The sequence below is a fragment of the Polaromonas sp. genome, from assembly GCF_016185115.1.
Lineage (GTDB): Bacteria > Pseudomonadota > Gammaproteobacteria > Burkholderiales > Burkholderiaceae_C > Polaromonas.
On sequence record NZ_JACPOF010000015.1, the window covers coordinates 269728 to 291266 of the forward strand.

General features: G+C 61.4%; 19 protein-coding genes. 11 read left to right on the forward strand and 8 right to left on the reverse strand.

What is annotated here, in order from left to right; genetic code table 11:
* Positions 1-96: 96 nt before the first annotated feature.
* Positions 97-798, forward strand: a complete 702-nt coding sequence (locus HYX42_RS07720) for a hypothetical protein (RefSeq protein ID WP_293401523.1) — start codon at positions 97-99, stop codon at positions 796-798.
* Positions 799-803: 5 nt separating this feature from the next.
* On the opposite strand, the gene HYX42_RS07725 is transcribed toward HYX42_RS07720, so the two are convergent.
* Positions 804-1577 (reverse strand): IclR family transcriptional regulator, encoded by a 774-nt coding sequence (locus HYX42_RS07725; protein WP_293401525.1) that lies wholly within the window; start codon positions 1575-1577, stop codon positions 804-806.
* Positions 1578-1811: 234 nt separating this feature from the next.
* Here HYX42_RS07725 and HYX42_RS07730 point away from each other — a divergent pair, with 234 nt between their 5' ends.
* From HYX42_RS07730 to HYX42_RS07750, 5 genes are all read left to right on the forward strand, one after another.
* Positions 1812-2429: a nuclear transport factor 2 family protein gene (locus HYX42_RS07730; protein ID WP_293401527.1), complete on the forward strand. Its 618-nt coding sequence runs from the start codon at positions 1812-1814 to the stop codon at positions 2427-2429.
* Between the two features lie 35 nt (positions 2430-2464).
* Positions 2465-3445: a tripartite tricarboxylate transporter substrate binding protein gene (locus tag HYX42_RS07735; RefSeq protein ID WP_293401529.1), complete on the forward strand. Its 981-nt coding sequence runs from the start codon at positions 2465-2467 to the stop codon at positions 3443-3445.
* Between the two features lie 126 nt (positions 3446-3571).
* On the forward strand, positions 3572-4162 hold the full coding sequence (locus tag HYX42_RS07740; protein WP_293401531.1) for a malonic semialdehyde reductase: 591 nt from the start codon (positions 3572-3574) through the stop codon (positions 4160-4162).
* Positions 4163-4244: 82 nt separating this feature from the next.
* Positions 4245-5024, forward strand: a complete 780-nt coding sequence (locus HYX42_RS07745; protein ID WP_293401533.1) for a sulfite exporter TauE/SafE family protein — start codon at positions 4245-4247, stop codon at positions 5022-5024.
* 284 nt (positions 5025-5308) lie between these two features.
* The gene (locus HYX42_RS07750) at positions 5309-6301 is read left to right on the forward strand and encodes a tripartite tricarboxylate transporter substrate binding protein (RefSeq protein WP_293401534.1); all 993 of its coding nucleotides are present in this window, start codon (positions 5309-5311) and stop codon (positions 6299-6301) included.
* Positions 6302-6320: 19 nt separating this feature from the next.
* Here HYX42_RS07750 and HYX42_RS07755 read toward each other — a convergent pair whose 3' ends face one another.
* Both HYX42_RS07755 and HYX42_RS07760 read right to left on the reverse strand, forming a co-directional pair.
* Entirely contained in the window at positions 6321-9587 is a 3267-nt protein-coding gene (locus HYX42_RS07755; protein ID WP_293401535.1) for a response regulator, read from the reverse strand.
* Positions 9588-9595: 8 nt separating this feature from the next.
* Positions 9596-10846, reverse strand: coding sequence for an adenylate/guanylate cyclase domain-containing protein (locus HYX42_RS07760; RefSeq protein WP_293401537.1), 1251 nt, complete (start codon positions 10844-10846; stop codon positions 9596-9598).
* Between the two features lie 339 nt (positions 10847-11185).
* Here HYX42_RS07760 and HYX42_RS07765 point away from each other — a divergent pair, with 339 nt between their 5' ends.
* Complete coding sequence (locus tag HYX42_RS07765; RefSeq protein ID WP_293401539.1) at positions 11186-12076, forward strand: adenylate/guanylate cyclase domain-containing protein; 891 nt, start codon at positions 11186-11188, stop codon at positions 12074-12076.
* 130 nt (positions 12077-12206) lie between these two features.
* Positions 12207-14219, forward strand: a complete 2013-nt coding sequence (locus HYX42_RS07770; protein ID WP_293401541.1) for a serine/threonine-protein kinase — start codon at positions 12207-12209, stop codon at positions 14217-14219.
* A gap of 164 nt (positions 14220-14383) precedes the next feature.
* Here the strand turns inward: HYX42_RS07770 and HYX42_RS07775 are convergent, their stop codons facing one another.
* On the reverse strand, positions 14384-14869 hold the full coding sequence (locus tag HYX42_RS07775) for a hypothetical protein (RefSeq protein ID WP_293401543.1): 486 nt from the start codon (positions 14867-14869) through the stop codon (positions 14384-14386).
* A 30-nt stretch (positions 14870-14899) separates the two neighbouring features.
* The gene (locus tag HYX42_RS07780) at positions 14900-16267 is read right to left on the reverse strand and encodes a site-specific DNA-methyltransferase (protein WP_293401545.1); all 1368 of its coding nucleotides are present in this window, start codon (positions 16265-16267) and stop codon (positions 14900-14902) included.
* 92 nt (positions 16268-16359) lie between these two features.
* Between HYX42_RS07780 and HYX42_RS07785 the strand changes: the two genes are divergently transcribed.
* A complete protein-coding gene (locus tag HYX42_RS07785; RefSeq protein ID WP_293401547.1) occupies positions 16360-16779 on the forward strand; it encodes an XRE family transcriptional regulator in 420 nt (139 codons plus the stop codon).
* Positions 16780-17223: 444 nt separating this feature from the next.
* Here the strand turns inward: HYX42_RS07785 and kefC are convergent, their stop codons facing one another.
* Both kefC and HYX42_RS07795 read right to left on the reverse strand, forming a co-directional pair.
* A complete protein-coding gene (gene kefC / locus HYX42_RS07790; RefSeq protein ID WP_293402426.1) occupies positions 17224-19083 on the reverse strand; it encodes a glutathione-regulated potassium-efflux system protein KefC in 1860 nt (619 codons plus the stop codon).
* On the reverse strand, positions 19083-19823 hold the full coding sequence (locus HYX42_RS07795) for an NAD(P)H-dependent oxidoreductase (protein WP_293401549.1): 741 nt from the start codon (positions 19821-19823) through the stop codon (positions 19083-19085). Before HYX42_RS07795 ends, kefC begins: the two co-directional genes overlap by 1 nt.
* A gap of 104 nt (positions 19824-19927) precedes the next feature.
* Between HYX42_RS07795 and HYX42_RS07800 the strand changes: the two genes are divergently transcribed.
* A complete protein-coding gene (locus HYX42_RS07800) occupies positions 19928-20542 on the forward strand; it encodes a ParA family protein (RefSeq protein ID WP_293401551.1) in 615 nt (204 codons plus the stop codon).
* Between the two features lie 72 nt (positions 20543-20614).
* Positions 20615-21070 carry a MaoC family dehydratase gene (locus HYX42_RS07805; protein ID WP_293401553.1) on the forward strand — a complete coding sequence of 152 codons (456 nt, stop codon included), beginning with the start codon at positions 20615-20617 and terminating at the stop codon, positions 21068-21070.
* On the opposite strand, the gene HYX42_RS07810 is transcribed toward HYX42_RS07805, so the two are convergent.
* Positions 21061-21390, reverse strand: a complete 330-nt coding sequence (locus HYX42_RS07810; RefSeq protein WP_293401555.1) for a hypothetical protein — start codon at positions 21388-21390, stop codon at positions 21061-21063. The two genes, HYX42_RS07805 and HYX42_RS07810, sit on opposite strands and share 10 nt — an antisense overlap.
* Between the last annotated feature and the right edge of the window lie 149 nt (positions 21391-21539).

A 21539-nucleotide genomic window follows, 5' to 3' on the forward strand; every position in this document is an offset into this window, starting at 1 on the left:
TCACGATACGTTGTTGCCCCGCCTTGCCGTGCTACAACACTGTCTGCGGCAGGGCGCCTGGTCTCGCAATAAATTAGAAATGGAATAGGGTTAGCTATGACACTTTCAGGTAATGCTGCAGTCGCCATGTGGTGGGACATCCTGCCTGCGCAACGCGAGGAGTTCCAGGACTGGCACTCGCGCGAACATTTTCCGGAGCGCATGGGCATTGAAGGCTTCCTCCGCGGTTCACGCTGGTCCAACATCGACGGCGGGCCCGGCTTCTTTGTGATGTATGAGCTGGCGTCCTATGAAACGCTGACGTCGCCGGGTTACCTGCAAAGCCTCAACAATCCGACGCCCTGGTCCATGAAGATGATGCCGCACCACCTGCACATGGTGCGCAGCCAGTGCAAGCTGCAGAGCAGTTTTGGCGGCGGACTGGGCCGGGCCATGCTGACGATTCGCCTTTCACCTGCTGAGGGCCAGGAAGGTCCCTTGCTGGACTGGCTCGAAAAATTGCTTGCCCGCCTGGCTGAAAGCAGGGGCATCACCGGGGCACACCTGCTGCAAACCAAAACGCCCGAGGCAGCCATGACGCAGGAGCAGAAAATCCGCGGCGGAGATGCCGTCGCCGACTGGATCGTGCTGCTGTCGTCTTATGAAACAGAGGTGTTGCAACACGCCCTGGCGAACGAGTTGTCGCCACAGAGCCTCAAGGCTGCAGGCGCCGTCGAAGCCATGACACATGACATCTACGCGCTCTCGTTTTCACTGGGGAAACACGACCTGAAGCCTGCTGCGCAGGGCTCGCTGTAAAGCAGTCAGCCGGCCTGCGCCGCCAGACTGCGCTGTATGGCGACCAGTGCCTTGTTCAGCGCTTTCAGAATCCGTTCGCGCGCCACGTCGTCGAAACGCACGGCCGGTACGGCGACGTTGATGGAGCCCAGCGCCATGCCCGCGCTTGACAGCACCGGCATGGCCACGCCGCAGATACCGGGCGTGAATTCTTCAGACACATAAGCCACGCCGGTTTCCCGCACGGCCCTGATCTGCTTTCGCAGTTCTTTCTCGCTGCGAATGGTGTTGGGCGTAACAGCCTCGAACTTCACGCTGCGCAAATAAGCTTCGCGTTCGGCTTCAGGCATGAAGGCCAGCAGCGCCTTGCCGCCCGAGGTGGCATACAGCGGCGCCAGGTCGCCCTTGCGCATGTGCGATACCAGGCGCTGCGAGCTGCTGACAGATGCCACCACTTCCGACTGCATGCCTGAGAGCTGATTAAAGGCACTCGATTCGCGGCAGGCCTCGGTGATTTCCGCCAGCACCGGCTCGACGATGCCGAGGATGCTGCGGCCCTGCATGGCCCGCCCCGCCAGGCGTGACACCGCTTCACCCAGCCGGTAGCCGCGCGACACTGCCGAGTAATCAAGGTAGCCGCGCGCCGTGAGGTTGCGCAGCAGCTGTGTCAGGCTGCTTTTGGGAATGCCCAGTGCTTCGGACATGTCGGTATGCGACATGTCCTGCCCGCGCTGCGCCAGCAGTTCGAGCACATCGAGTACACGGTCTGCAGATTTGACGGCTGTGGCGGGTTCTGTCATTCGCTTGGCATTTTACATTTTGTTTATATATGTGAACAAGAAAACTGATAGTAGCTGCACTCTGTCCATCGATACCAGAAGCATCGTTCCATATTTCACAAATGAATTTTCCGCAGCACATACAAAAAATCAGTGAAAACCCTTGGAGCTGTCAGTGCCCTGCCTGATTAAAGTTCATATACAAGAACTTGTTTCTTTATATGAACTGACAAAAAACTGCACCGAAAGACACTGATGACCGATACCCTGAACGACGAACTCCGCATACGCCAGACCATAGAACGCTGGGCCGTCTGGCGCGATGCCGGTGACTGGGCGCGTTTTGCCACCGTCTGGCACCCCGAAGGCCGCATGGAAGCGACCTGGTTCCAGGGCCCGTTTGCCGACTTCATCCGCGTGACCCAGGAAGGCTGGGCCAAGGGTGTGAGCATTCTTCACTTTCTGGGTGGCTCGGCTATCGAGGTCAAGGGCGACCGCGCGATTGCGCAAACCAAGATGACGATTTCCCAGCGCGGCAACGTCGAGGGTGAAGACGGCCCGGTGATGTGCGACGTGGTCTGCACAGGCCGCTTTTATGACTTCATGACCAAACATGAAGGCGAGTGGAAGGTGCTGCATCGCCAGCCGATCTACGAAAAAGACCGCATTGATCCGCTGGACTCGACCGCGCAGCTCAGGCTGGATGCGAAGGTGCTGGCGTCCATGCCGGCGGGCTACCGCCACCTCGCCTACATCCAGACCCGCATCGGCTACACCGTGAAGATGGACATGCCCATGCTGCAGGGGCCCGTGGTCGATGAGCTTTATGCGCGTGGTGCACGCTGGCTGGCCGGTGGTGTGCTCGAACGATGAACAGCTGATCCCCAATATTTTCGCAGGAGACCTTCATGACCTATTCCCTCAACCGCCGGACGGCGCTTGCGGCGCTGGCCGCTGCCGGTGCGCCGTCAGTGTTTGCCCAGGCGCCGGCCTTTCCAAACAAACCATTGCGCGTCATCGTGCCGCAGCCACCCGGTGGTGGTTTTGATGTGGTGGGCCGATTGCTGGCCGACAGGCTCGGCAAGGCGCTGAAGCAGCCTGTGGTGGTTGAAAACCGCACTGGTTCGGGCACGCTCAATGGCACCGACCTGGCAGCGAAGGCCGACGCTGATGGCTACACGCTGGTGGTCGGTTCGATCTCCAACATTGCCCTCAATATGGGCCTGTACAAGAACCCGCCGTACAACAGCCTGCGCGACTTCGAGCCGCTGGGGCTGGCAGTTTCGTACAGCTACACGCTGATGTGCCGCAAGGACCTGCCTTACAAGACGCTGAAGGACGTGATCGCCTACGCCAGGGCCAACCCCGGCAAGCTGACCTACGCCTCGGCTGGCGTTGGTTCTGGCCAGCATGTGCTCGCCGCGGCGCTCTGGCAGCAGGCCGGTGTCGACATCACGCACGTGCCTTACCGCGGTGCGCAGATGGCCTACCAGGACCTGATAGGCGGACGCGTCGACATGTTCTTTGACCTCTCGCCCACGGCCCGCCCACAGATTGAAAGCGGCAATGTGCGCGCCCTCGCGGTGTCGGGCGCCACGCGCCAGCCCACGCTGCCCGACGTGCCGACCATCCGCGACAGCGGGGTTGCAAAGCTTGAGCTTGAATCGTGGTTTGGCCTCTTTGCGCCAGCCAAAACGCCGCCCAAGGTGCTGGAACGCCTGCGTAAGGAGATGGACACCATCATTGCCTCACGCGATGTCAGCGACACCTTCCGCAAGGCGGGCGGGCGCTCGCTGAGCCTGTCCCTGCCGGAGACGCGTGCGCTGGTCAAGCGTGACACCGAGTTCTGGTCAAAACTGATACGCGAACTGGACATCAAGGCGGAATAGGGCGCATGCGGGGCAGGCATGGCTGGGTTAAAACCCGCATGGCCCCCCTGTAAAACCCATGTCCGGCAGATCCGGCAGCGCGGTGGTTTAATCGCGCTGTCTTTTTTATTTTCAGGCACAACAATCATGACGACAAAAATTGCCCAGGCCAGCCTGGACCAGCTCTTCTTCAACGCACGCACCGCCAACGGTTTTATCGACAAGCCTGTGCCGCTGGAACTGCTCAAGGAGGTCTATGACATCGCGAAGATGGGCGCGACCTCGATGAACACGCAACCCGCGCGTTATGTCTTTCTGAACAGCGCCGAGTCGCGTGCACGCCTGCTGCCAGCACTGTCGCCCGGCAACCTCGACAAGACCCGTGACGCGCCTGTCACGGTCATCGTGGCCTACGACACGCGTTTTTACGAGCACATGCCGCAGATCTGGCACAAGCCGGGTGCGAAAGAAATGTTCGAAGGCAATGCGCCCATGGCCGGGGGCACGGCGGTGCGCAACGGCACGCTCAGCGGTGCCTACTTCATGATTGCCGCACGCGCAGTCGGCCTTGATTGCGGCCCCATGAGCGGTGTCGACCTGGCCAAGGTCAATGCAGAGTTCTTCCCTGACGGCCGCTTCAAGGCCGACTTTTTGATCAACCTCGGTTACGGCGACAACAGCAAGCTGTTTGACCGCAACCCGCGCCTGTCGTTTGAACAGGCTTGTTCCGTGCTGTAAGCACGAAGCAGGCTTTCAGCATTCCTTACGCTCCCCCCACCCAACCCGCCCCTCGCGGGGCGGGCTTCAAGAAAAGACGGGTTTGAGTTTTCCTGTCATCACCGACCCGTTTTTCTACGCCGTCGCCATCCCCGCCGTTCTGCTGATGGGTATCAGCAAGAGCGGCTTTGGCGCGGGTTTTGGCTCGCTTGCTGCGCCGCTGATGGCGCTGGCCGTGACGGTGCCGCAGGCGGCGGCCATCCTCATGCCCATACTGCTGCTGATTGACCTGCTGGGGTTGGCCGCATTCCGCAGGAGCGTTGACCTCAAACTGCTGAAATTTCTTCTGCCGTTTGGATTGCTGGGTACGGTGATCGGGGCGCTTTTGTTCAAGGTGCTGGATGCCCGCATCGTTGCCGGCATCGTCGGCATCCTCATTCTCGTTTTTCTCGCGCAGCGCCTGATGTTTCCGCCCCGTGCTGACGCCCCGCATCCACCGCGCTGGGTCGGCGCGATCCTGACCTCGGTGTCGGGCTTCACCAGCTTTGTCGCGCATGCGGGCGGGCCGCCGGTCGCGTTTTATGTGATTCCCATGCGCCTGTCGCCGCTGGTGTTTGCATCGACCATGGCATATTTCTTTTTCTTCATCAACCTGTCCAAGTGGATTCCCTACGCCTGGCTGGGGCTGATTGATGCGCGCAATATGGCGACTTCCCTGGTGCTGATCCCGCTGGCGCCGCTGGGTGTCTGGGTGGGCGTGCGCCTGGCGAAGACCATGAGCGCCGTGCTTTTCTACCGGCTGCTTTATGCCGGCATGCTGCTGACCGGCTGCAAACTGGTCTGGGATGGTTTTATAGCCCCCACGGTTGCTCACTCCGTGTAGCGCCCTGCCCCCCGAGGGGGCCGCCCGCCTGTGGCCCGGCTGAGCCGGTTCCACGGCTCTGCTTGCGAAAACCTCGCTTCGTTTCGGCATTCCTCCCACTACCTTTGAGAGAGGGTCGGGGTGAGAGCTGGGCAAGCCGACAATCTGCAGTATCAGCGCCGTCAATTCCGGTCATTAACGAATTTGCATGGACAAGCCCCTGTCCGCTCAATAACATCCTCCGGATGCCGGACGCAAACTGCGCGTCGGCTGATCAAGACCGATAAAAACCGACTGGAGACAAGATGATTCACGTATCGATGGCGCGTCGCGCTGCTTTGGCCCTGGCCGTCGCAACACTGGCCGCTGGTCCCATGGCGCAAGCCCAGACAGCCGCCACCAAATGGCCCACCGCCCCCGTGCGATTTGTGGTGCCTTTCCCCGCAGGCTCCGCACCCGACGTGCTGATTCGTCTGGTGGGCGTCAAGCTGACCGAAAAATGGGGCCAGGCCGTCATCGTTGACAACAAGCCGGGCGGCAGTGGTGTCATCGGCATGAACACCATCCTGTCGTCGCCCACCGACGGCAGTGTGTTTGGTTTTGTGCAGGGCTCTGCCATTTCTGTGGCGCCCAGCACCATCAAGGGCGTGAACTACGACTTCAACCGCGATTTCGTGCCTGTTACGCTGGCTGCCGTTTTGCCATTTGTACTCACGGTGCCTGCAGACTCACCGTATAAAACCCTGGGCGAATTTGTCGCCGCAGCCAAAGCCAAACCAGGCAGCATTGAAGTGGCCGACAACGGCCGGGGCACTGCGCCGCACCTGGCTTCAGCCCTGCTGGGCCTGCAGTCGGGCGCGCAGTTTCTTGAGGTGCATTACCCCGGCGGCGCACAGGCCATGCAGGCCACGCTGGGTGGCCAGACCAAGATGATGGTCGAGACCTACAACGTGGTGGCCGGCAATGTGCAGGGCGGCAAGATGCGTGTGCTGGCCTCCATGGGTGACCGTGTCGAGCCCGGCCTGGAGCAGTTCCCGCTGGCCAACGCCACAGTGCCGGGCGCCGTGGCCTACGGCTGGTTTGCCGTCATCGCCAAAAAGGGTGTGGACCCCGCCATGCTGGCCAAAATGAACCAGGACATGGGCGATGTGCTGAGGATGCCCGATGTGATCGCCAAGTCGCGTGAACTCGGCACCTACCCGCGCCCCGGCACACCGGAGCAACTGGTGCAGTACATCAACCAGGACCGCAGGACCTGGCAGGGCGTTCTCGACAAGCTCAACATCAAGCCTGAATAAGGCCGCAGCAACTCCCGCCTCAGGTCGGGGCGTGCAGGGCCAGCCAGTCGTGCAGCGCGGCCGTCAAGGCCGTCAGCGGGGGAGCCAGCTCGCCGATGGCCGCTGCAACCTTCTCGTCGCCCTGCCGGTCGCGGATGGCAGTTTCCACTGCCCCCGCCAGCAATGAAACGTCTGTGGCGCCTATGGTGCCCGACACGCCCTTGAGGGTGTGGGCTGCCCGCTGCGCGGTCGCTGCATCACCGGCAGCCAGTGCCAGCCGGATGTTGTCGGCGCAGTCCCTTTGTCCCGTCACATAGCGCTGCAGCATCGCGAGATAGAGCGGCTTTTTCCCCATCATGTGCGACAGGCCGGTCTGCACGTCCAGGCCGGCCATGCCTTCGGGCAGGCCGCTGTCCGCTGGCGCATCGGCGGCTGCAGGCGGCGCAGCAGGCACTGCGGGGCCGGGCAGCACGCCGCGCCCGGGTATCCATTTGATCAGCATGCGCCACAGGCCATCGGGGTCTATGGGTTTGGACAGAAAGTCGTTCATGCCGGCATCGAGGCAACTCTGGCGGTCTTCTGCCATGGCATTGGCCGTCATCGCCACAATCGGCAATGTCTGCAGGCGGGGAAGGCGGCGTATCGCCAGGGTGGCCTCAATACCGTCCATCACAGGCATCTGCATGTCCATCAGCACCAGGTCATAGCTGGACTTCTGCACCTTGTCGAGCGCCACCTGCCCGTTTTCTGCAACTTCGACCGAGAAGCCGGCATCTTCAAGAAGCTCGCAGGCAATCTGCTGGTTGATGTCGTTGTCTTCGGCCAGCAGGATGCGCGCGCCCTGCACGGTGGCCAGTTGATCGATGCCTGTGGTGCCGCCGAGTGCGCCGAAGCGGCTTTCGGGCCGCACCTGACCCAGCGCCTGCATGGTGGTGTCAAACAGCATGGACGGACTCACGGGCTTGACCAGCACCCCGCTCAGGCCCAGCGTTTCGGCCTCGTGAATCATCTCTTCCCGGCCGTGCGCGCTGACCATCAGGATGATCGGGTCAGGCTCAAGTTCGAGCGCGCGTATGCGCCTGGCCGTCTCCATCCCGTCCATGGTGGGCATGCGCCAGTCGAGGTAGACGATGTCGAACGGTTCGCCTTCGGCCGCGGCGGACCGCAGCGTGCGCATGGCCGCCTCGCCGGAGGCCACGTCGGCCACCCTGAAGGTCATGCCCTCGAGCATCCCGCGCAGCACGGCGCGGGCATGGACGTTGTCGTCCACCACCAGCACCCGGCGGCCGCGCAGGTCCGGGTTGGGCAGCAGCACGCGGCGGGGCAGGGTGCTGATGCCCAGCCTGACCGTGAACCAGAAGGTGCTGCCGGAGCCCGGCACACTGGTCACGCCGACATCGCCCCCCATGAGGCCGGCGAGATTCTTGGAAATTGCAAGCCCCAGGCCGGTGCCTCCGAAGCGCCGCGTGGTCGAACTGTCAGCCTGCGAAAAACTCTGGAACAGCCGGGAGATCTGCTCGTCGGTGAGGCCTATGCCGGTGTCGCTGACCGAGAAGTGAAGCAGCACATCGTGCGCTGTACGTTCCTTCACGCGTGCCGCGATCACGACCTCGCCAGTCTCCGTGTACTTGACCGCATTGTTGGCGTAGTTGATGAGAATCTGGGATACGCGCAGCGAGTCGCCGACCAGTGCGGGCGGCACGTCGGGTTCGACGTTGAACACCAGCTCCAGGCCCTTGCTGCTGCACTTGTCGGTAATCAGGCTGGCAACGTTGTCAAGCACCTTGTCCAGTTCGAAGTCGATGTTTTCCAGGCTGAGCTTGCCGGCCTCGACTTTCGAGAAATCGAGGATGTCGTTGATGATGCCAAGCAGGTGCTGGCCCGAGCTTTGCACCTTGCCGATGTAGTCGCGCTGGCGTGGTGTCAGGTCGGTCTTGAGCGCCAGGTGCGACATGCCGATGATGGCATTCATGGGGGTGCGGATTTCGTGGCTCATGTTGGCCAGGAAGTCGGATTTCATCCGGGTGGCTTCTTCTGCCAGCTCCTTTGCGCGGCGTATCGCGTCCTCCTCCTGCTTGCGGTCGGTGATGTCGCGGCTCACGCCAAGCAGGCCGCCCTGCTTTCCGTCTTCATACCAGAGCGGGGACACCATGGTGTCGAGCAACACGCGCCGGCCATCGGGGTAGGTGACCCAATGCTCGGCAGATATTTTCTGCAATGACTGCAGCGTGACCTCGTCTCGGGCGCGCATGGCGGCGGCCACGTCAGGCGGAAACAGGTCCTCGCAACTCAGGCCCCGGATTTCCGCGATGCTGCGCCCGACCATGGCCGCATAGGCATCGTTGCAACCGAGGTAACGGCCCTCATGGTCCTTGTAGAAAATCGGGTCAGGGATGGAGCTGACCAGCGCGCGCATGGTGCTGCGCTGGCGACTGATTTCATTGGCGGCGCGTTTCTGCTCCGTGATGTCCTTGAAGGTCGCCACATGCACGGCACGTTCTTCATCCTGCGCCAGGAACACCGTGATCTCCACATCAATCAGCTTGCCGTTGCCGCAGCGAAAGCGGCTTTCGAATTGCAGCGGTTTGGGAGAGTCCTCCAGGCTGACCCTGATCTGCGCCACGGCCTCGGTGCTGGTGTCCACGTCAAGTGCAGACAGTTCAAGTCCGACGAATTCTTCAATCGGGTAGTCGAGTTCTTCGCAAGCGGCCTTGTTGGCATACACCACGCGTTTTGCAACCGGGTCCAGCCAGAACAGCGGGCCGGAGTTTTCAACCACCAGCTGGTTGAAGCGAATCTTGCGCTCTGCGCGGGTGCGCTCGGTGACATCGCGGAAGTTGAAGACCAGGCCCACGCGTTTGCCGTTGGATTCCACCGGGGTAATGACGCGCTCAAGAAGGCGGCCGTCCTTCATCTCGATTTCGTCGAACACCTCGCCGTCCATGTGTATCCACAGCTCCCTGGCGCGAGCGATGAATCGGTCGCCGTCCTTCACCAGGGATGCGTGCAGGGTCATGAGGGCAATTTCCTGCCCTGGCGCCATCAGCGCATCGGGGGCCTGGCCCCACATCTCGGTGAATCGTGGGTTGACGTATTTTGCGCCGCTTGCGAAATGGATGGCCAGAACACCATCGGGTGCGGCGTTCAGGGCGTTGGTCAGGAAGGTTTGTGACGCCGTCAGGTGCTTGATGCGTTTTTCCTGCGCCGTGAGCGCTGTGGAGAGCGATTCCTCCGCCGCGGAGGGCCGCCCCATCAGATGTTGCAGCAGGGGGATGCGGGCGAGGTATTTTTGCAGCGCGTGACGCATGCCCGCCTTCAAGTGCCGAGCCTGTCTGCCATGGCGCGCAACTCCTGGGCTACCACCGCGCGGTCAGCTGCAGGACGTCCCGGCAGGTCGAGCTTTGCGGACACACCCTGCAATTCGCGCTGGACCAGCTGGCGGATACCCGCCCCCGGATCGCTCTTGTCGCGCACCGCATAAGCCGTGATGGGTTCGGAAAATCCCTTGGCGTCGATGGAAACCGAAGGCTCGGTGTCAATCTCGTGTTTGACCAGTGCGTAGGTTTCACCCGAGATCAGGATGCCACCCGGCTCGGCCGCCTGTTCAAGCCGCGCAGCCAGGTTGACCTCCGGGCCGATGATGGTGTAGTCCATGCGCAGGTCGCTGCCGAAATTGCCGACGTCGCAAAAGCCGGTGTTGATGCCGATGCGGATGCGAAAGGTCTTGCCCACGCCCGTATCGCGCCACAATTCCTGAAGGTCCGTCATGGCACGCTGCATGGCGATGGCCATCTTGACGCATTGCAGCGCGTCTTCCTGCACCCCACGGCTGTGCGGATCGCCGAAAAAAATCACCATGGCGTCGCCGATGAATTTGTCCACCGTACCGCCATATTCAGCGGCAATGCGCGACATCTCGGAAAAGTAGCTGTTCAGAAGGCGCGTGATGTCCTCCGGTTGCCACTTCGATGTGGAACCCGTGAAGTCCTTGATGTCGGAGAAAAACACCGTGAGCTTTTTGCGTTCGGTGTGGATCTCGGCCTGCTGCGAACCGTCAAACAGTGACTGGTAAACCTGAGGTGCGAGATAGCGCGACAGTTTTTCAGACAGTGCCTGCAGGCGCCTGGCGTTGCCGCTGCGCTCCAGGTGCGATTGCACGCGGGTCAGCAACAGGGGCGGGCTTATGGGTTTGGTAATGTAGTCAACCGCGCCCAGGTCCAGCCCCAGCTGTTCTTCCTCCATGGTGCTCAGGGCAGTGAGAAAGATCACGGGGATGGTGGCTGTCGGCGGGTGCTGGCGTATGCGGCGCAGCACTTCATAGCCATCCATTTCCGGCATCATGATGTCGAGCAGGATCAGGTCAGGCGGTGCCTGGGACATGATGATGGCAAGGGCCTCCCTGCCAGACGAGGCCAGCAGAAGATCGTATTTGTCCTCGAGCAGGCCTGTCATCAGAAACAGGTTGTCCTCCGTGTCGTCGACGACAAGCACGCGTGAACGTGGCACGGGGTTCGCGGTGCCGGGGTTGGGGGGCGTCGTCGGCAGCGAGGGGGGGTCTTGATTCATGGCAAACCTTGGAAAAAGGTGGCTGATGGACCTGGCGACCAGGATTTCGTCAACCCGAATCGATTGCACCGGTAAAAATCATTATGAATGATCAATATGATTTTTTTGATGAAACTGACAGTGAGATTTTATCATTCGAATGCTCGCAAAACCAAGCGCATGGTACCCGGATCAGCGCCCGGATAAAGCCCGACATGGTGTAGGCATGACGGCGGCTTTGTTCATCCGGATGTCTGTTGCGACGGGTTTCTCAAAAGGGGTACTGATATATTGACAACAATTTTTTGTGACGCATGCCAGCGTGTTGACGTCTGCTTCGCCAGTCCTTGAGCCACTTCCATGACCACTGTCGTTTTTGCTGATCTTGTAGGCAGTACCAGCATGTACGAGCGGCTGGGGGACGAGGCTGCGTCGCGCTTTGTGAACCAGTTGATGGGCGTGCTGGGCCAGGTGTTCGAGCAGCACCACGGGCGTGTGGTCAAGGTGCTGGGCGACGGGCTGTTTGTGGTGTTCGAGTCCGAGGGCGATGCGCTCGCTGCCTGCATCAACATACAAAAGCGGCTGGAGGGCAAACCCATACAGCCCGGCGGCACAGGCGCGCCGGTGCAGATGCAGATAGGCATAGAGTCGGGTGAAGTCGTCGAGATTGACGGCGACTGTTTTGGCGACACCGTCAACTCTGCCGCGCGGCTGGCCGACCTGGCCGGTGCGGCGCAGATCCTCACCACTGAACACGTTTTCAAAACATTGCTGCCGGTGCAAAAAGCGTCGCTGCGCAGCATGGGACCCATGTATTTGCGGGGCAGGGCGGAAGCCAGCCACGTTTACCGCGTCGAGTGGCAGACCGGGCGCGATGAAGACGCCACCATGGCCGGCCGTTCGATGTTCGCGGTCAACCATGAGGGTTTTCTGCAGCTGGAGTTCGGCGGCAAAAGCGTGCGGCTTGACTCCAGAAGCGGCAAGCTCAGCCTGGGCCGTTCGCCAGACGCCACGCTCTCTGTCAACGACCCGCGTGTCTCGCGCATGCATGCCACGCTGGAATGGCGCGGCGGGCATTTCGTGCTGACCGATGCATCAAGCTACGGCACCTGGGTCTACCTGGGCAACCAGGGTGAGCCCGTGGTGCTGCGGCGCACCGAGTGTTACCTGGTCGGCAGCGGGCAGATCGTGCCGGGCTGCGAGCAGGCTGATGACAACGCGCCTCTGATCGCGTTTTCGGTACGTAATTGACCGGAACGCTGGCGGTATAGCCCCATAAAACCCGGCCTGGCACGGGACATGCAGGCTAGAATCTTTTTTGCTTCGAGGCTAGGTTCCGGTCCTGTCTCGCCCTCCCGCCTTCTCACTTTTGCCACCCCTCATGAGTCTTAAAAAGCTTGGCCGTTACGATCTGGTCCGCGTGCTCGGCAAGGGGGCGATGGGGCTGGTGTACGAGGGCCGGGACCCCAACCTCGACCGGCGCGTCGCCATCAAGACCATCAAGGTCGAAAACCTCTCCGACGAGTCGGCCGCCGAATACGAAGTGCGCTTTCGTACCGAGGCCCGCTCCGCCGCGCGCCTGCAGCACCCCAACATCGTCAGCGTCTACGACTCAGACCGCGACGGCGACATTGCCTTCCTGGTCATGGAATTCATCCAGGGCGACGACCTCAAGCACCATCTGGACAAGGGCGAGCGTTACACGCTGGAGCAAAGCCAGCGCATCATGGCCGACCTGCTGTCTGCGCTGGACTACGCACACCGGCAGAACATCGTTCACCGCGACATCAAGCCCGCCAACCTGCTGATAGAGCCCGATGGCAGAGTCAAGCTGGCCGACTTCGGCGTGGCGCGCATCCAGGATTCAGGCGAGGCCACACGCACGCAGGGCACCATCGTCGGCACGCTCAAATACATGTCGCCCGAGCAGTTGCAGGGCCGGCCCATTGATGCGCGCGCCGACCTTTACGCTGCCGGCGTAGTGCTCTACCAGTTGCTGACCGGCAAGCGGCCCTTTGATGGCGATACCGACTTTGCAGTCATACAGCAGATCGTCAACCACACGCCGCCTGCGGCGACTTACTACAACGACCGCCTGCCACCGGCCATTGATGCCGTGGTGGCCAGGGCGCTTGCCAAATCGCGCGACCAGCGTTACCCCACTGCGCAGGAGTTTTCAAACGCGCTGGCAGCCGCCTGCCGCGATGCCAACGACATCACCGTGGTGCCGCCCGCAGCCGTGCCGGGCAAGGGCAGCAACGCCACCTGGACAGCCACCATGCTGGCTGGCGAGTCGCTCGTCAGCACGAACAGCGGTACAAGCGGAACCAGTGCCACCAGTTCCTCCATCGTCACGCAGGAACTGGAGCTGGTTTACTGGAAAGACATCAAGGAATCGGTTGATGTGGAAGACATCCAGGGCTTCCTCGCCAAGTTTCCGTCTGGCATTTACGCTGACCTCGCGCGCCGCCGCCTGAAAAAGCTCGGCGTATCTGGCGATGAATCCGATGTGGGTACGCGGTCTGGCACCGTCACGCAACTGAGCGGCTCGCCCACGCCGGACAGGACGGGGCTGCAGGCCGGCCCTGCCGGTGATGCTGATGAAAAAACTGCAGACAAGACAGACCTTGCCTGGCAGGCGCTTGAAGCCGTTGCTGCGCAAACGCCATCGCTGCCGCTTGGCCAGGCCCTGCCATCTGCTGCGGCTGACGCCGACCCCGACGCTACAAGGCTGGGCACGGCGGCTCCTGCAGTGGCTGCTGTTTCCTCTCCCGCGCCCGCTGAAGTTGCAGCGGCGCCCGCAGCGGCTGCGCCGGTTGCTGCGTCCGCGACTGCCAAACCCAAAACAGCCCTGATGGCAGGTGCTGCCATTGCCGTGCTGGCCGCCGCGGGTATTGCCTACAAATTGATGTCGCCCTCCGCGCCATCGTCGCCAGCTGATCCGGCATCGGCCATGCTGGCTGCTTCTGCACCTGCTGCTGCCGCCTCGGCCGCCGGTGCGCCTGCCCCTGCCGCATCGATGTCTGCTTCGGCGCCTGCTGCGCCAGCTTCAAGTCCGCAGGCTGCTGCCTCTGCACAGGCAACTGCACGTGCCGCAGCAGCCAAAAAAGCCGCAGCCGACAAGGAAAAAGACAAGGACAAGGCGGCCAAACCCGCACCGGCCAAAACCGCATCCGCCGCATCGCCATCCACCAGCCATTCCACCGACCGCCCAGCCACCGCAGCCCCTGCGGCTGCCGCTACCCCGCAACAGGCCTGCGAAGGCCGCATGCTGCTTGGCTATCAGACCTGCATGAGTGAGCAGTGCGCCAAACCCGCCTTCGCCAACACAGCCATCTGCGTCGAGCGCCGCGCCATCGAGCAGCGGCGCGAGGCTGAAAGGCTGTCCCGGTAACCTGAATGGCCCGTAAGGCCAATTGTTAATATGGAAGTTAACATTTGGCCTGCCAGTGGTCTTGTTGGCGGTTTTCGGGCAGGCCGAAGGCCTGAAAAGCCTCTGAAAAAGCCGTTTCCAGGTATCAAATTGGCCCCCAGGTCAATAGGGACGTGCGAGAGCAGCTATTGAATTGATAGCGATTGCTGCCCATCCGAAGCGGGCGCTCCTGCAGCGAGGCGCTGGCTTGCGGCCTCAACGGGCAAAGTCCAGTTCGCCACCGTACTCACCACTTCTGCCTCAAAGCCAAAGACGTCCACAGCCCGCACACAAACCTTGCGCGGCCCGGCTTTTGCACTTGTTGTGACAAGCGCTTGTGTGGCGACGCGAAGTTCGTCCTGGCCGCTGGCGGTATTGCCCCGGTAGTCCTGCCAGACGGAGCGAAAGACCTTGCCATCGTAGTCCGGGTCCACCGCCCAATAGTCGATCAGGGCCAGTGGTTCCCTTTCGATCACCGCCTGAAGCCGGGCGCGGCTGGCATCGTCGAGGTTGATGGCTCCAGGTGAGAGCAGCACATGGTTTTTGAGCTTGACCGTCAGGGTCTCTTGCGCGCCTTCTGTCCTGCGTTCAATGGGGTAAATCGTCAGGTGTTGCAGCGACGAGAACCGCAACTGCCCGCGCAGTTTGTCCAGTCTGCCTTTTTACTTCAGCCTGTCCATCAGGTCTGGCGGAATCACCAGAACCTCCAGCCGGGGATCGTTCAGCGCGGTGATCGTTTCACCCATTGAAGGCTCAAAGTTCCAGCCCAGCACCACCACCTTTTCCCAGCCGCCCATCAGCCTGTCGCGTTGGGCAATCGCCATTGCGAGTGTGGCCGCGTCTGTAAGCTTGTTGGGGGAGTCGGCCAGCACCAGCGTTTTGCTGCTGCGATGTGCATCGAGGGCAATGCCTGCAATCTGGCCCAGATTGCACTCCGGATTGACGTCCTGAGGCAGCGGGAGTGCACCGTACAGGGAGAGCACGATGTGCGAAAGATCGCCGATACGGCAGTCGGGAACCAGGGGAGCTTTGGCGCTTGTTGCGGCCTTTGCAGGACCGTCGCCCACGGTCTGGTAGAGAAAGGGTGTTGCGCCCTGGTCAACCAGGCGCTTTCGCATGATCATGCATGCGGGTTTAGCGGCGTCAGTGGTGATCCAGCGGCGGCCGGATTTTTCGGCTGCTGCGGCAGTGTTGCCGGAACCGCCGGTGAAGTCTGCGACCAGGCCCTTCTCCGGACACGATGCCCGGATGATCCGTTCGAGCAGCTTTTCAGCCCGTTGGCTGTCGTTCATGGGTTTTTCTGAATGCGGCTCGCATTGAGCCCGATAGTGGGCCTGAAAGTGACAGGCAGCGGATTTCCCGAAGGACAGGAGGGCGTCATGCGCCACGGGGAACAAACCGCTGGAGCCGTCATGCGCCATTTGCTGATTGCAGATCAATTCGCTTGTGAAGTTGCCCTGCCCAAAAACCTCATCCAGCAGCACCTTCACGTAGTGCCCCACATGCCCCTCCAGATGCAGGTAAATCGAGCCTGTATCCGCCAACAACTCACGCATCAGTATCAGGCGCGGCGTCATCATGGCGAGATAAAAAGCCATGCCGTCAAGCCATGTGCCTGAATCGGCAAACTGCTCGATGGGCGTGGGCTTTTGCTTCAGTTCACCCCCCGGCAGCGTGATTCTGCCGGTGCGGTAGTTGGCCTTGCCGCCGAAAGGCAGGTCGAAAAAAATCAGGTCGACCCTTCCCCGCAGGCTGGGCGTTGTTTCATCGCCCGCCAGCAGCGCTCCCATGGCCAGCAGGTTGTCCCCGTAGATGAGGCGGTTGGCCCAGGGCTTGTCCAGGGTCAGCGCAGAACCAGGGGGGTGATCGTCCGATGGGCCCTGTGCAAGCTGTCCCCTGGCCGGCAGCACGACTTCGCGGGTCTGCAAGGTCATGCGGTGCCGGTTTTTAATGCCTCGCTGTATCTTCCCGGCCTCCTTGCGGCCGTTGGCGACGATGACGGGCAATTGCTCCAGAAGGGAGTTGGCCATGACTTCCTGTTGAATAAAAAAATAAACACAGAGTTTAGTTTAAAGTGAACAGACAGTTCTTTTTTGAAGGCCTGATTGCGTAGTTTCAGGTCATGACCGAAAAAGAAGAATTTGCAAGGCGCCTGCGGGAAGCAATGACGCAAGCCGGCTATCCGCTGCGGCCAGTCATCCTTGAGAGGGAGTTCAACACGCGTTACTACGGCAAGTCGGTCACCCTGCAGGCGGTGCGGCGCTGGTTACGCGGTGAAGCCATCCCCTCACAGGACAAGTTGCAGGTGCTCGCCGAGTGGCTCAAGGTCGAGCCGCACGCACTGCGCTACGGTGAAGCTGTGCGGCATTCCGTCCAGGAGCATCGCAAGCAGTGGGGCGAGGGACTGGACTACCTGGACAAGGAAACGTTTACGGCCTTCCTCACGCTGCCGGCGCCGCAGCGCAAGGTGGTGCGGGAAGTGATCCTGACTTTTGCCAGGGCGCATGGCGAAGCGGTGCCACCTGCCAAACCCGGTAAATAGCCGCGCTGCAAGACCCGGCGAGATCACCTACGGCAGACGCCTCAGCCGGCGCTGCTTGAGCGGCAGTCCCACATCCGGCAGGGCTCCCGGGTCAAGCCCCGGATGACATGGATAATTGGTGTTTTTGCCGTATACATTAAAAATTTAACGTATACGGCAAAACTCGCTTTTGATTGCTGCCCGACAGCCTGTTTTGGCATCAAAAACGTCAAAAAAAGCTGATTTTGAGGCGTAAAAATGGCTGCAGCCCTTTAAATACGGGCGTGAGCAGCTACTGAATTCATAGCAATTTTGGCTGCTTCCTTCTTATTTCTTGCTCCCTCGCTCGCTGGCGGGAGAGGGTTGGGGTGAGGGGTGGTTTGGCATTCAAACCTGTCGCATCCAGCCGCAGATGAAGAGCCCTCACCCCAGCCCTCTCCCAAGAGGAGAGGGAGCCAGGGAGGATCAGGGCACCGGCCCCTCCCTGGCCCCTGCCCCGGCTTCCTTGTCCCAGCTTGCGGGCCGGCGCTGGGCGAGTTGCTCGCGCTCCTGCGCCATCTGTTCTTCCAGCTGCAGGCGTCCCTGCACCGCCACAGCGATGAGTTTGCTGCGGTCCTTGCGGTGCGGGTACATGCGTTCGAACAGTTCGATGTTGTGCTGGCGAAAACGCATGGCGGACTGGCGCGCCTCGTGCGGTGGCTGGCCGAGCAGCTCCAGCACCGAGCGGGCGCTGCGCAGGCTGGACTCGAACAGCTCGCGTTCGACCTTCATCACGCCACGATCCCTCAGGTTGTTCCAGTGGGTCACATCGCGGGCTCTAGCGACGATTTCAAGCTGCGGGAAGTGCTCTTTCGCGATGTCCACAATCTTCAGCGACTGCTCGATGTCATCGACGGCAACCACGAGGATTCGGGCCGTGGCCGCGCCTGCGGTGCGCAGCAAATCGAGCCGGGTGGCGTCGCCGTAAAACACCTTGAAACCGAAGGCCCGAATGGTTTCGACGAGGTCGGCGTCATGGTCCAGCACGGTGGCCGACATTCCTTGGGCCGACAGCATGCGGCCCACGATCTGGCCGTAGCGGCCGAAGCCGGCAATGATGATGGGTTTTTCCTGCTGCTCTGAAATCTCTTCAAGCTGCGGGCCCTTGTGTTTCGCGTAGCTGGGCAGCAGCACCTTGTCGACAAAAATCAGCAGCAGGGGGCTGAGCAGCATGGACAGCGCAACCGCGCCTATGAGCAGCGACGATGTTTCCGCAGAGAACACATTGGCGCCCGCAGCCGCCTGGAACACCACAAACGCAAACTCGCCGCCCTGGGCCAGCAGCACGGTGAACACCGGACGCTCCTGGTAAGGCAGTTTCATGAGTTTGGCCAGGCCGTAGATCACCACCAGCTTGAGGCCCAAAAACCCGAACAGGATGGCGGCGATCAGGCCAGGCGATTTGAGCAGCACGCCAAAGTCGATGCTCATGCCGACGGCGATAAAGAAAAGGCCCAGCAGCAGGCCCTTGAAGGGCTCGATGTCGGTTTCCAGCTCGCGCCGGTATTCGCTCTCAGCCAGCAGTACGCCGGCAAGAAACGCCCCCAGCGCCATCGACAGGCCGACAAACTGCATGAGCGCGGCGATGCCGACCACCAGCAGCAGCGATGCGGCGGTGAAGATCTCGGGCGTGCCGCTGTTGGCAATCCATTTCAACACCGGCCGCAAGAGAATGCGGCCGCCGAGGATGATGCCGCCAATGACGCTGACGATCTTCAGCGCCTCCAGTGCGCGGTTGCCATGCTCGACCGCATCACCGCCAGACATCGCGCCCAGCAGCGGCAGCAGCGCCAGTATGGGGATGGCGGCCACGTCCTGGAACAGCAGGATGGAGAAGCCTGCCTGGCCGCTGGATGTCGGCATCAGGTTGCGCTCACCAATCGCCTGCAGTGCAATGGCCGTGGACGACAGCGCCAGCCCAAGGCCGGCCACCAATGCAATCTGCCACTTCACGCCGAAGGCCACGGCCACGGCCATGAGGATGACGGCGCAGCCCAGCACCTGCGCACTGCCCCAGCCGAAAATGGGGCGGCGCAGGTTCCACAGGCGTTTGGGTTCCAGTTCAAGGCCGACAAGAAACAGCATCAGCACCACGCCGAATTCGGCAAAGTGCAGGATGTCCTGCACATTGGTGACCAGCCCCAGCCCCCAGGGGCCTATGCCTATGCCGGCAGCGAGGTAGCCAATGATGGCGCCGAGTCCCAGCTTTTTGGCGATGGGGACCGCCACGACTGCAGCGGCGAGATAGATAAAGCTGTTGGTCAGCCAGGAGGGGGCGTGCTCAATCATTTCGTTGCCCCCGCGCTTTTCATTTCCGGGGCTGAAGCATCATCATCAAATGTGATGGTGCTGGCAAACGATGGCCGGGTCACCGCCGGGTCAGGTTTGGGCCTGTCGTTCATGGGTACGACGCAGGCAGCGCATTGCTCCAGCTCGTCCATCTCGGGCCAGTCGGGGTAAGTGTTCAGCCTGTCCCTGAATGTCTGGATGTGCCGGGCGACGGATTCAGCATCCACACTGTGCGCGCCGTGCAATATCAGCGGCGGTAAAAAGCGCATGCCGCAGAGGGCGGCGCTTTGTTCATAGGGCGGCAGGAATGCATCAAAAAAATAGCGGTTGTAGCCCTGCGGGTGGTAGGAGTCTTCAGGCCCGCCCGTGGTGGCAACCAGCCACAAGTCCTTGCCCTGCAGCGCACTGCCTTCCCTGCCATAGGCCCAGCCGTAGGTGAGCACTTCATCCATCCAGAGCTTTTGCAGTGCCGGCATGGAATACCACTGGATGGGGTGCAGCAGCACGATGAGGCTGGCGCTGGCCATGGCGGCCTGTTCGGCGGGCACGTTGATGGCGTAGTCGGGGTAGCTTGAATAAAGGTCCTGCACCTTTGTGCGCGGCGATGCCTGCGCGGCTTCCATCATGGGGCGGTTGACGCGTGATTCGCGCCAGGCCGGATGGGCCGCGATGACATAGATGTCGTTGGCGGGCGTGCCGGCGTCGGTCGGGGCGGTGGTTGTGGGAATGCTTGCCATGCCGTTACCATAGCGGAAAAGCCGGGCGCCATGCACGTGGTGTCAGTGCCAGCAACGTCAGCCGCCTGAATGCGGCCCCGATAACAACCCCTGAGGAGATTCCCATGCCCGTGGTCGTCATTGCCAATCCAAAGGGAGGCGTCGGCAAATCGACACTTGCCACCAACGTTGCCGGCTACTTTGCCAGCAAGGGCCACGCGGTGATGCTGGGCGATGCGGACAGGCAGCAGTCCACCGCGCTGTGGCTGGGCCTGCGCCCGCCGGCAGCCCGGCCCATCGCGAGCTGGGATGTCACTTCAGAGCTGGTCAAGCCGCCCAAAGGCACCACCCACGTGGTGCTGGACACCCCCGGCGGCCTGCATGGCTCTCGCCTCAACGAGGTGGTGAAAGTGGCCGACAAGATCATCGTGCCGCTGCAGCCCAGTGTGTTTGATATTTTTGCCACGCGTGCCTTTCTGGACCAACTGGCCGAGCACCGCCGCGCCGGCAAGGTGCAGGTCGGCATCGTCGGCATGCGTGTGGATTCGCGCACGATTGCGGCTGACAAGCTGCACGACTTTGTCGACAACCTTGGCCTGCCGGTGCTGGGCTACCTGCGCGATACGCAGAACTACATCCACCTTGCTGCGCGCGGGTTGAGTGTGTTTGACGTGTCGCCGGGGCGGGTCGGCAAGGATCTGGAGCAGTGGCAAGGCATCTGCGACTGGCTCAACAAGTAGTTGAGGCTTCCGCTGTCACAGATCAGACAGTGACAAGGGCTTTGGCGCTGCTTACGGCGCTAAAGTCAGCCCATGAAAACCTTTCAAACCCTGGCCGACCTGGCCGCCTGTGTGGGCCAGGAAGTGGCCGTCAGCGACTGGACCGTGATTGGGCAGTCGCAGGTCAACCAGTTTGCCGATGCCACGCATGACCACCAGTGGATTCATGTCGACCCCGAAAAAGCCGCCGCCGGGCCTTTCGGCGGGCCGATTGCACACGGGTTTTTGACGCTGTCGCTGCTGCCGTTTTTCATGGAGTCGTCGTTCGAAGTGACGAACTCGCGCATGGGCGTCAACTACGGGCTGAACAAGGTCAGGTTCACTGCGCCGGTACCTGTCGGCAGCCGCTTGCGCGCACGCATGACCCTGCTGGCCGCCACGCCCATAGACAAGGGGGGCATACAGTTCACGTGGAATACTGTGGTGGAACGCGAGGGCGGCGACAGGCCTGTCTGCGTCGCCGAATCGCTGGCGCGGTTTTATCCCTGAATCCGTGTCAATTGTGAAGGCGGAATCCAGCCTTCAAACACATCGACCAGGCTGTTGATACGCTCGACGGCCACGCGCTGGCTGTGCACCTGTGCAATGCACTGGTGCAGGTCACTGCGCAGCATCCACAGGTCGGCCGGGGTTTTGGCGGCATTGATCTTGAACATCACGCGCTGGGCGCGTAAGTCCTTGTCCTTGCAGTCGTCCAGCGTGCGGCGAAGGCTGTGCCTGATCTGTTCGATCGGCAATTGCCTGCGGTTGATGGCGCTGCTGCCACCGTGGATCGTGGTCCCGAAAATACGTTGAATGAGCATGTTCACGGAATGGCTCCTGCGAGTCTTTTGAACTGCAAGGAAGTATGGGGGTACGCGAGTTGGTCCGGTCGGATTGACTTGCATCGAATTGCTTTAGGTTTAAAGCTTGATGCCTGAAGTTTAGGGTTTTCCCGGACTTCTTTCAAGGCGGCGAA